Source organism: Nocardioides jensenii JCM 1364 = NBRC 14755, from assembly GCF_001552535.1.
GTDB classification, from domain to species: Bacteria; Actinomycetota; Actinomycetes; order Propionibacteriales; family Nocardioidaceae; genus Nocardioides; species Nocardioides jensenii.
In genome coordinates this window covers 1-2,647 of the sequence record NZ_BCRJ01000165.1, presented here as the reverse complement: position 1 = coordinate 2,647, position 2,647 = coordinate 1, and the positions used below count along the sequence as shown (strand labels likewise).

Below are 2,647 nucleotides of genomic sequence, written 5' to 3'. Positions count from 1 at the left end.
GTGTCAAGGGCCAGTAGGAACTGCCCAGTGGCGGTCATGAGACCTGCCCGTTGACGGTCACGAGATCTGCCCGGTGGTGGCCATGGGATCTGCCCAAGGGGGTTGCGGCCACCACCGACCAGGACGCTCAGCTCAACGGGCTCACCCCCTGACCGGCGAGTGCCTGGGTGAGTCGGACTGACTCACCTGAGGTCTGGCAGACGTGGGCGTGGTGCAGCAGCCGGTCGACGGTGGCGGTGGCCAGCGTCTTGGGCATCAGCTCGTCGAACCCGGACGGGTGCAGGTTCGAGCTGATCGCGACTGACCGCTTCTCATACGCGGCGTCGACGAGCCGGTAGAGCCCCTCGGCGGCGTCCGCGGCGACCGGCAACAGGCCGATGTCGTCGACGATGACGAGGTCGGCGCGCAGGACCCGGGCGATGGCCTTGGTCACCGTGTCGTCCGCGCGGTGACGACGCAGCAGCACGCCGAGGTCTTCCAGGGTGAACCAGGCGACCTTCAGGCCCTGCTCGACGGCCCGCTGACCGAGCGCCTCGAGCAGGAACGTCTTCCCGGTCCCCGACGGGCCGCACACGACGAGGTTCTCGCGCCGGTGCACCCATTCCAGGGTCCGCAGCGCCTGCTGGGTCGGTGCCGGGATCGAGGAGATCTCGGGCTGCCAGGCGTCGAAGGTCTTCCCGGTCGGGAACCCCGCCGCGGCTCGTCTGGTGGCGAGTGCGGAGCGCTCCCGGCCGGCGACCTCCTCGGCGAACAGCGCCTTGAGGACCTCAGCGGGCTCCCACCGTTGGGCCTTCGCGGTCGCGACGACCTCGGGTGCGTGGCGACGGATGTGGGGCAGTCGCAGCCGACGCAGCAGGTCTTCCAGCTCGGCCGGCAATGGTGGCGCGGACGCTGTCGTCCTGGTCGTCATCGGGTCACCTCATCCCCGGCGTCATCGGCGGCGTGCTGGCCCAGCCGCGCCCAAGCGGCGGTGCCCTGGGTCAGCGAGGAGTCCTCGCTGGCACGGTGCTCACCCGAACCCGGGCGCCGGGCTCCTCGTCCGTGGTGGTGGTCCAGGATCGAGGACAGGTCGGCCTCGGCGAACCGGCCGTGCACCGCGGCATGGCCGAGCGCCCAGTCGACCTCGACGGGGTCGAACAACTTGGCCAGTGCGAGCGCTTCGCTCATCTTCACGCGCATCCGTGGCGTGCCTGCGGCGGCGGCCTCGGTCAGCCACAACGCGGCGCCCTCGCCCAGATCGAGGAACTCGGCCTCGGCGGCGGTCCGGGGCCGCGGGCGACGCTCCAGCGGCCCCTCCGGCTGGGGCGGGAAGTGCTCCTCACTGATCTTCGGCGTGCCAGGCGTGGCCCGGTGGTGGCGGGCGACCTCGACCGGCCCGTCGTGGTCGACGTGGGTGATGACGACCTGCTCATCGGCGCCGCGGCCGTGCACACGAACCCACACCATCGCCCCCAGCAGGGTGTGTGGGACCGAGTACTGGCCGGACTCGAACGTCACCATCGGCGTGTTCGCGGGCACCGCCCTGGTGGTGCCGAACGCGACCGTGTGCGGCATCGTCGGGACCGGGTGCAGCCGGGCCCGTTCCTCGGCGAGCATCTCGACCGGTGGCCGCTTGGTGATCCGGTGGGGCCGGGTGTTGACCTTCTCGCAGAACGCCTCGCAGGCCGCCTCGAGCTCAGCGAACGAGGCGTAGGCCTCACGCAGGTTGGTGTCCTTGGGGACGAGGTCGGCCTTGCTGATCTTCACCGACGACTCGGTGCCCCCCTTGGACGCCGGATCCGCCGGCACGCAAGTGTGCACCACGACCGAGTAGTGCTCGGCGAACGCGACCAGCTGTGGATTGCGGACCGGGATCCCGGCGATGTGCTCGACCGTGACGGTCTTCTCGTTGTCGGTCAACACGTATGTCGGCACACCACCCAGCCGCCGGAAGGCGACGTCCAGGGCGGCGAACACGCTCGGCATCGTCTTGTCGCGGATCGGAAGCACGACCCGGAAGCGTGACCAGGCCAGCCACGCGACGAACAGCACCGTCTTCACGCCATCGACGACGGGGCCGTCGCCGTAGTCGTACTGCAGCCACATCCCCGGCTCGGTCACCCAGGGCCGGTGCACCCTCACCCGGCCCGCCCGATAGGCCTGCTTGACGGTTGCGACCGCGCGGCGGGTGGTGCGCTCCGAGCCGGTGTAGCCCAGCGCGACCAGCTTCTCGTGGGCCACGTCGGCGCGGACCTTGCCCTGGGACCGCTCGACCCACTCCTCGACCTTGGGCAGGTACTCATCGATCAACTGCGGGCGGGCCGCGGCCCGGTCCAGCACGCCGCCGGCGGCACGGCGCTCGACGTAGTGCTTGACCGTGTGGTGGGAGCAGCCGACCAGCTCCCCGGCATCGCGCAACGACCCGGTCAGGTCGTAGGCATCCAAGATTTCCATGATCTCCTCGGCAGACTTCAACTCATCCCTTCCTCGGGGCGATGGCGACTTCAAGCACCGCTCATCGCACCCGAGGAAGGGGCCTCAACCGCGGAACGCGGCGAGGCAGACGACGTCGTGTCGGGCAGATCCCATGACCGTCAGCGGGCAGTTCTCATGTCCGCCAGCGGGCAGCTTCGTGGCCGTCTCCGGGCAGTTTCTCGTGGCCGCCGAC

General features: G+C 70.3%; 2 protein-coding genes. Both read right to left on the bottom strand.

Features of this window, described 5'->3' with window-relative positions; genetic code table 11:
• Positions 1-127: 127 nt before the first annotated feature.
• Positions 128-910, bottom strand: coding sequence for an IS21-like element helper ATPase IstB (gene istB, locus NJ4_RS24750; RefSeq protein WP_067442084.1), 783 nt, complete (start codon positions 908-910; stop codon positions 128-130).
• A complete protein-coding gene (istA, locus tag NJ4_RS24745; protein ID WP_067442081.1) occupies positions 907-2,454 on the bottom strand; it encodes an IS21 family transposase in 1,548 nt (515 codons plus the stop codon). Before istA ends, istB begins: the two co-directional genes overlap by 4 nt.
• Positions 2,455-2,647: the final 193 nt, after the last annotated feature.